We start from the raw sequence: 7,658 nt of genomic DNA on the forward strand, positions 1-7,658 counted from the left end.
CGCGCTCATAAAAGATGGCATGTCCCGTTCGGATGCACAAACAGCAGCCAACCATGCTGTTCAACTCTATCAAAGCGCAGAAGAAAAGACCGAAAAAGCCATCAAAGTCCTTGAAGAACGGGCAGAAACACTTTCAGACAATCTTGAGGATACGATCAAGGGAGCAAAAAACACTGCAACTAAAGCCACAAAAACAGCCTCCAATATGGGGTGGTGGGGCTTTTTAGGAAGTCTNCAAAAACAGCCTCCAATATGGGGTGGTGGGGCTTTTTAGGAAGTCTGGTAGGCGCCATTATTTCCAGTGTTTTTGGCTATTATGGTTATAGAAGCCGTAAGGACACTTTCATGCTTTAAAACGTCTACCTTTAAAGCAAATACCTAAAAAGCTGCACGCATAGTGCAGCTTTTTTGCAAATTCTTCTTAATCACTCTAAAATTCAGCCCTCTTATTTAAAATGCTCTTTGCAATCAACATAACATTTGACAAAAAATAAAATCTATACCAAGAGGGAATGAGTGGTAATTTTTTTATTTTGGTTATCATTGTTTTTTTATCAACTATAAGGGGGAAATATATGAATATTTCACTTAATGAAGTAAAAGATGCTGTTGAATTGACTGCTGACGAAGTTGTGCCAACTATAATGCTTGATAAGTATGCACAGCGTAACGATACTCAAATTTGTCAAAATGAGCTTGATGTGAATGGTTCGTTAGAAGTTTAATAATGTATTGTTGATACAGATCTATTTACATATCTAACTTTAAAATTAAGTATATTTAAGTGCATGTTTCAGTTATTTTCAGAGAGCTTTTCTCAAAAGATTTGGGCTAAGCAAGCAGCTGAATTATCAATTTCACACATCCCTTTCGGTGAAAGGGATGTTTTGAATGCTTTAAGACAATACGCTCTACATCCTCATAAACTCTTAGCTCTTAATCCTAAATCCGAAGTAGTAACAGTGGTTAATGGAGTGCGGAGTCCACGTACTCTTTCAAACTTTCTTGTTTTAGATACGGATAGAACTATAGAAGAATATACTGCCCGCGTTGACCAATATGCCGAAGGACAAGAATGGGCGGTCATGTATTATGGATTATACGCTGCAACCCCTGTTCTATGGGATGTGGCAAAACAATTTGCAGATCAATTAGCACATTCTTTAGGTTTTAGGCCTGGTGGACGCGTAGATATTGACTGCTTCATTGGCCGGTATTCTTCTACCCATGTTGGGATCCATGTAGATCACGCTCATAATTTTGGTTTTACTCTACAGGATGGCAAAACAATGTTTGCATGGCCCAGTACACGAGAAGACCTCCAAGGGCTAAAATATCCTGAATATGAAGCGCATAAATTAACAGCAATTGCGCTGCAAAACCGTACAGACCGTGTTGCCTACTTTCCCCATGATGCTTTCCACGTTGCTGAAACTGGAAAAAATATCGCGGCAAATATCAATATTGCTTTTTGGGAAACAGCACACGATGCACAACATCATAAAAATTATGTCACGCATTTACTCCATCTTGATGATCGAACGCGACATGATATCCGCGCATCAGGAAGAGCAAATTTAAACCCTGATAATGCTTTTCAACACTCTGCACTAAACTCCGCCATCGCAAATGGTACCTTAAAACGCCATATGCTGGTTTCTCAATTAATTTGTGATACAAGTTCACGTTTATGTGTCAAGCGCCCCCTTGTTGACGTCTCCGAAATTGAAAATGAAATCACTCTTCGCCCACCTGCAACCCTGCAATGGGTGCCCTTAACTGAAACAAAAGAACTGCTCATCGCAGCAAATGGGCATTGCGCCAGTTTTGAGTATAGCTCTCATCTAGAACATTTCCTTTCTCAACTTTCATCAGGAAAAAAATTAGATCTAGCAAAATTAAATGATAAACCACATGACACAGCACAGAAGGAAATTTTAAAAGCTGTAAAAGCTTTAGCATGTTGGGGAGCATTGTGACAAAGAAAAAATCCATGATTTTTACCCAAATGGGGCTTTTCCTTGTTTTGGGCTTTAGCAGCTTTGCCGATGAAACAGCACAAGTTACATTTGCTCTCCACTTAGCAGAAAGCACAGCATCTATTTCAATGCTGCTGTTTGCAGGGCTTGTCGGGGCAATTTGTGCAGGCCCCATTGCACCACGTCTCTTACATCGCTTCCAACCAGCGCGAACAGTACCCATTGTTTTATTGTTTGAAGCACTCTTTATAGCCACAGCTGCAATCGCCAACCAATTTTGGGTTTATATTGCCCTTTCTTTCGCACTAGGTTGTGCTGGTTCACTCTTTTGGTCTGCTATCCTCGTTTCCGTCCCAGAATTTGCAACCAATGATCAGCAATTAGACCGTATCAACCGCATTATCCAAACAGTCCGTAATCTTGGCTATATTGCCGGACCATTGTTAGGAGGTGTATTGTATGGAATATCAAACGGGCAAAAAGGATTGTTTGTGTTGTCAGTCATGGTTCTTTTTGCTACCTTTATCACTCTCTTCTGTTTTAAAAGTTTTAAAATTCATACACAAACGACAAACACAACGCAAAAAAGCAAAAAAGGGCTAGATTTAACGGGTCTCTTGCGTAAAAAAAATGTTGTCTATGCTCTTTCTCCCCTCATCATTACCATCATCCTCACCTCTGCTCTCAACGTCTTATCGATTGTCCGCATCCGCACTGAGCTGTACTTCAGTGCAGAAACCTATGGGGTAATCACAAGCATGTTAAGTCTTGGCCTCGTGGTTGGTCCACTCTGTTTCTCCAGCCTTTTTCATCGCTTTGGTAATGCCGCTGGAGCATCACTTGCCGCTGCAATCATCGGCTTTGCAATTTTCTGCTTTTCCTTAACACATATTGTATGGTTAATGATGCTGTCATTTTTCATCCTTGGGGGTGCTAACGGCGTGCAAAATGCTCTGATGGCAAGTTTTATGATGAAAGCCATTCAGAAAGAACACCGAAACAACCAAATGCCTGCCTATATCTTTATCATACAAACAGCGGTGTGCCTTGGCTTTCTAGGAGCCGGTTTTGTAAAAGTGCATCACACCCAAAGCACACTGTTTATCATTGGCATCGCCACCATGATCACAGGCATCTTAGGTTTTATCATAAACCGCACTATGCAAAAAAAGGAATATGATAATGGTTAACGAACTTTGCTATCTTTGCTCTCAAGCAAACCATACACCCCAAAAGGACATGACAATCACCCCTCGATAAAATCGTTGTATCTCCCATACAACCCCACACCAACCAATAAGACTTTGATGAACCACTCTTGAGTGTGGAAGAGCTAACAACCATTCCCAAAATTTAGTTTATAGCAAAATAGAAACCGGTTTAACATCATGCAACAAGATCCTATAGGCTTAAACTTTTACAATGGAACAGGCGGCTATGTGTGGCAACTGGCAGACTATATGCGACATGATTGTCATGAGAGCTCCCACACACTTGAATTGCAAAAACCAACGCCGCCCATAGCCATCAATTCTTTCGCTGTCTACCCACGTGAACTCAATCCTTTATCACGCGTTCAATGGGCAAAAGATGTACAAATAATAAAAAACAAACCAGCACTCATTGGCAAACGGCAAATACAACCCATCACCATTGTTTCTACAAAAGGAGCGACATTTGGCGGATTCGACTTTCCCACATTTGAAGCACTTCGTGAAAGCTGCCTTGTCCAATCACTGAGAGAAATACAATTCAATGATACTCTTCTTGCCCCTGGAAGTCTTTTGATATCACTTTTACAACACGGTCTCATCGAAACAGATCAAAAAGCATTTTCAGAACAGGAATGCTACGATTGATAAAATTATAAGGATAAAAAGATGCAGCTGATAAGACCTGGCATGGGAACAGAAAATAGTGCACAGCTCATTTATGCGCTTATTCAAATGGCAAGACCACGCACAGTCATTGAAATCGGTGCTGGTGATAGTACGCGCTTTATCGCAAGAGCACTCCAAAAAGCAAAACAAGCATGGCAACAGGATAAAAAGCTTCTAGAATCCGCCATTTGGGAAGAACGAACAGCTTTGCTTGACCCTTCAGGAATTCCTGAGAATTATGAACCTCGGCTTATCACCATTGATGATTTTACAGTAGAAGGTCAATCAGCAGAAGAAGCATGGCAAAAACTGCTTCAAGACGGTATTGAAAAAGACATGGTAACATTTATCCATGAGAATTTCTTCTCTCTCGATGATGAAACGCTCAAATCTTGGGGACCAATAGATTTTGCTTGGCTTGATGCTGGTACTCCCGCAGATGATGTGCGATTTGTTACCACAGTTTGGGAACACATCACCGCGGGTGGTTATCTTTGTCTACATGAACCAACCATAACAACAACAATTGCTCTCAATGGCGAACAACGGGTTCGACGTGTTAGAACTCCCATCTGGGAAGAAATTCTCTACCGGCTTGATGGCTCCTATGAAGCTTTAACACTCCCCGAAAACCACAAATATCGCCAAGGTGGTCTGGGGATTATTCGCAAACGCACCTCTGCCGAACAAATTGTACGCGCACAATCGCTACAAGCAGAACTCATAGAAATCAATGAACTGCCCATTCGCAATGATCTTTTGCCCATGGGGAAAGAAACCCTTCACAAACGCAATACCCGCAATTCACTGATCTCTGCCATGACGTCACCGACACTGCGTACTGTTTATGCCGCCATTATCCTTGGTGCAAAAAATCTTACTGATATCCTCAAACATGTCGATTCAGATGCCAAAAACATTCACAAATCCATCAATCGCCTTTTGAATCTCGGACTTATTCACAACACAACAGAAGGATTTCAAGCCGAAGAGACAGTGTGGAAAATGCTAGAAAATAAACATGAGCGGAATAGGGAAAATTTAAGCGACCGCCATTTAGAAACAGAAGAGATGCTATCAAAAATTGGTGAAGCCTTTCAGAAGGAAAAAATCTATAGCGAAACGGAAGTTTCCAAGATATGCAACCTCTTTACGATAGACTTTGCCCGATTACGACGCACTCTTGTTGAGAGAGGTTTTTTACAACGCCATGGAGGAAAATATCAACGCATGCGCTAAAAGAGAATTGAAAAATGATTAGCGAACGCTATCGTTTTTCTTCTCTATTTCAAGAGAATGAATAACCTTCCACTAAAAAAATATAATTTCATTAAAAGGTTACAAAATCATTCATCCCATTCATATGTTGACAATCTATGGAGATGAGATTAGCGTGCCCTCTTCGCAAGAGATGCAATGGGGAGGAACAAGAGTGCGGGATGCCAATTGGTTATCAAAAAGGATTGGGTGGTTATCAAAAAGAATTAGAAATAGTCAAAACCATCAGGAGAAGATATAGGATCAAGGTCTCAATGACCTTACGATTGTTGCACGAACATCCGGGCACAGTGTTGTTGCTCAATCCAAATCATGCTCGATATTTCTAAAAACATCGTAGAAAAAACAATATTCTTGCATTGGACTGGCTAGTGAATCAAGAAAGATACTATTTCAACGAAATGTGCACAGCAGAAATAGGGCTGGCAAAACTTCCTCAAAAGATACAACAAAATGTCTTTGATCATTTAACAACACTTCTATGGAAATTCCATGGGCAAAAATAAAATTCCTTTTTTCATCTATAGCACAGTTTTTCTTTCTGAATTTTCCTTTTTCTTTGTACTCCCTCTGCTTGGAAACTCTTCTCTCATAACTGCTGCCAATGTTGCTTTTTATCTCGCTGGATCGGTAATCCTTGAAAGCATTCTCATGGTAACCACAACAGGTTTATTAGAAAGATTTTCGCGTAAACTCTTAATGGCTACCGCCTTTATTTTAAGGAGTAGCGCTTTTGTGTGCATTATCCTATCGCTCACACCTTCTGCATGGTTGATCTTTTTTACCTTAATGGCTTTTTCGAAAGCAATTTCAAAGCCATTTTTGAGAGAAATTTTATCAGAACATCTCAATGAAAATGCTCTTAAACGCGCATTAACTCTCTATTCTTTTTTTCAAAATGCTGCTGTCGTTATCGCCCCTCTTGTTGCAACGAGTGCCATAAAATACAACGCATCAACCTTCTTAATGGCTTTTTTTGCACTCATTGGTTTGTATCTTTGTGTTCTATCCATTCAAATTGTTTATCATTACCCGCATAAAACATTATCTCTTGAAAAGAATAAAAAAACAAAAAAAGCTCTTCTTTCTTCTTTAAAAACAATAATACATAATCGTTCTATTGCTTATTTGCTGGTCACGGCTTTGCTTTGTGCATTCCTCATGGGAATTTTCATCACCACCACAACACTTCTCAGTAAATTTGACAGCAATCTCGCCCCTTATAGTGGAATTTTCTTTTCAATTGTTGGCATCAGTATTTGTATCTGGCAAGGAATAATCAATAAACATCTCAGCCTTTCCGATAAATCAACTTTCTACCTATTATGGCTTATGGGAAGTTTCTCCTCATTTTTCCTCATGGGTGGGGTCTTTACCGCTGTGACTGCATTAATTGCCTACAGTGTCTATGAATCTGTCATGATTCCAGAAATATACTATCAAGCAGGGAAAACAACTACATCCCTCTCTGCCAGTGTTCTTTTCAGTTATATTCTTGTTATTTCAAATATTGGCCAAGCCGCCGGCTCATGGACAAGTGGATGGATTATCAGCCATTTCAACAATCATATCGCTTTCACCTTTTGCATGATTGTTGGTGCCTCCGCCTTTGCTTCTTGCCTTTGCCTCATGCAAACGAAAAAATAAGCAGCTTCCATATCACATATAGTTTTTGCAACCGGTGGCACAACAAGAGCACTCAAAACACTTCGCCATAAATGGCTCAATTATGATTTTGTAACACACTCTGCGGCAAAGAAGCTCGAAACTGTCTTTAAAGATTGCTCTGTAAACGCCGTTGCAAATTGTCTCATAGCTTAAAGGATTATGAGATAGACAAGCGTAAGGTAGCTACATTCTGCACGAATAATATTCTATTGATATCCATGTGCAACACAGCCAAATCATTTTTCTTATAATTTGCTCATTTCTGCCATGACCTCACCGACACTACGCGCTGTCTATACTGTTATTATACTTGGTGCTAAAATTCTTTCTGATATCCTCAAACTTGTCAATTCAGAGACCAAAAACATTCACAAATCTATTAATCGCCTTTTAAACCTTGGTCTTATTCAAAACACAACAGAGGGATTTCAAGCAATCGATAAATTATGGCAAGCGCTAGAAGATAAAAATGTACGAAATATGGAAATTTTTAGCGATCACCATTTAGAAACAGAAGATATACTTGCAAAAATTGCAGAAGCATTTCAAATAGGAAAAACTATCGCGAAACGGAAACATAAAAAATATGTAGCCTTTTTACTTTAGATTTTGCGAGATTAAGACGAATCTTGGTGGAAAATGGATTTTTAAGACGATATGCAAGCAAATATCAGCGCATACGTTGAAAGAAAAAATTCAAGCATTTGAGTTTTTCTTATGCAGCGTTTTGTTTTTTTGTTTTCTGTAAAGAGAGTTTAGGCCAGCTATGCGCCCCCCTTAGTATTTAGTGATATAGATAGTTTGGAGTTCAAGGAATTGTGTACAGTTTTTTGTTGCAAAAAGTTGGCAGATT

Annotated in this window: 8 protein-coding genes and 1 pseudogene; all 9 read left to right on the forward strand. The window is 39.6% G+C overall.

All coding sequences use genetic code 11. The annotated features are described in order from the left end of the window. Positions 1-354 (forward strand): annotated as a pseudogene (locus tag ACFIK4_RS09050) (hypothetical protein); the annotation flags it as partial. A gap of 221 nt (positions 355-575) precedes the next feature. After that, entirely contained in the window at positions 576-725 is a 150-nt protein-coding gene (locus ACFIK4_RS09055; protein ID WP_375675789.1) for a hypothetical protein, read from the forward strand. A 63-nt stretch (positions 726-788) separates the two neighbouring features. Beyond that, a complete protein-coding gene (locus ACFIK4_RS09060; RefSeq protein ID WP_375675790.1) occupies positions 789-1,979 on the forward strand; it encodes a hypothetical protein in 1,191 nt (396 codons plus the stop codon). Beyond that, on the forward strand, positions 1,976-3,169 hold the full coding sequence (locus tag ACFIK4_RS09065; protein ID WP_375675791.1) for an MFS transporter: 1,194 nt from the start codon (positions 1,976-1,978) through the stop codon (positions 3,167-3,169). The genes ACFIK4_RS09060 and ACFIK4_RS09065 overlap by 4 nt, the downstream gene beginning before the upstream one ends. A 198-nt stretch (positions 3,170-3,367) precedes the next feature. Continuing rightward, complete coding sequence (locus tag ACFIK4_RS09070; protein WP_375675792.1) at positions 3,368-3,838, forward strand: hypothetical protein; 471 nt, start codon at positions 3,368-3,370, stop codon at positions 3,836-3,838. A 21-nt stretch (positions 3,839-3,859) separates the two neighbouring features. Further along, positions 3,860-5,098: a DUF2087 domain-containing protein gene (locus ACFIK4_RS09075; RefSeq protein WP_375675793.1), complete on the forward strand. Its 1,239-nt coding sequence runs from the start codon at positions 3,860-3,862 to the stop codon at positions 5,096-5,098. A 531-nt stretch (positions 5,099-5,629) separates the two neighbouring features. Then, on the forward strand, positions 5,630-6,784 hold the full coding sequence (locus ACFIK4_RS09080; protein WP_375675794.1) for an MFS transporter: 1,155 nt from the start codon (positions 5,630-5,632) through the stop codon (positions 6,782-6,784). 288 nt (positions 6,785-7,072) lie between these two features. After that, positions 7,073-7,411, forward strand: a complete 339-nt coding sequence (locus ACFIK4_RS09085; RefSeq protein WP_375675795.1) for a hypothetical protein — start codon at positions 7,073-7,075, stop codon at positions 7,409-7,411. 26 nt (positions 7,412-7,437) lie between these two features. Continuing rightward, entirely contained in the window at positions 7,438-7,491 is a 54-nt protein-coding gene (locus ACFIK4_RS09090) for a hypothetical protein (protein ID WP_375638870.1), read from the forward strand. Positions 7,492-7,658: the final 167 nt, after the last annotated feature.

Source organism: Bartonella sp. AP9QHHD, from assembly GCF_042195625.1.
Taxonomy (GTDB): domain Bacteria; phylum Pseudomonadota; class Alphaproteobacteria; order Rhizobiales; family Rhizobiaceae; genus Bartonella.

What these genes read in the sequence shown, in the direction of transcription:
- ACFIK4_RS09085 (WP_375675795.1), top strand. Translation starts at nt 7,073, where the DNA reads ATGACCTCACCGACACTACGCGCTGTCTATACTGTTATTATACTTGGT.
- ACFIK4_RS09060 (WP_375675790.1), top strand. Translation starts at nt 789, where the DNA reads ATGTTTCAGTTATTTTCAGAGAGCTTTTCTCAAAAGATTTGGGCTAAG.
- ACFIK4_RS09070 (WP_375675792.1), top strand. Translation starts at nt 3,368, where the DNA reads ATGCAACAAGATCCTATAGGCTTAAACTTTTACAATGGAACAGGCGGC.
- ACFIK4_RS09075 (WP_375675793.1), top strand. Translation starts at nt 3,860, where the DNA reads ATGCAGCTGATAAGACCTGGCATGGGAACAGAAAATAGTGCACAGCTC.
- ACFIK4_RS09080 (WP_375675794.1), top strand. Translation starts at nt 5,630, where the DNA reads ATGGGCAAAAATAAAATTCCTTTTTTCATCTATAGCACAGTTTTTCTT.
- ACFIK4_RS09055 (WP_375675789.1), top strand. Translation starts at nt 576, where the DNA reads ATGAATATTTCACTTAATGAAGTAAAAGATGCTGTTGAATTGACTGCT.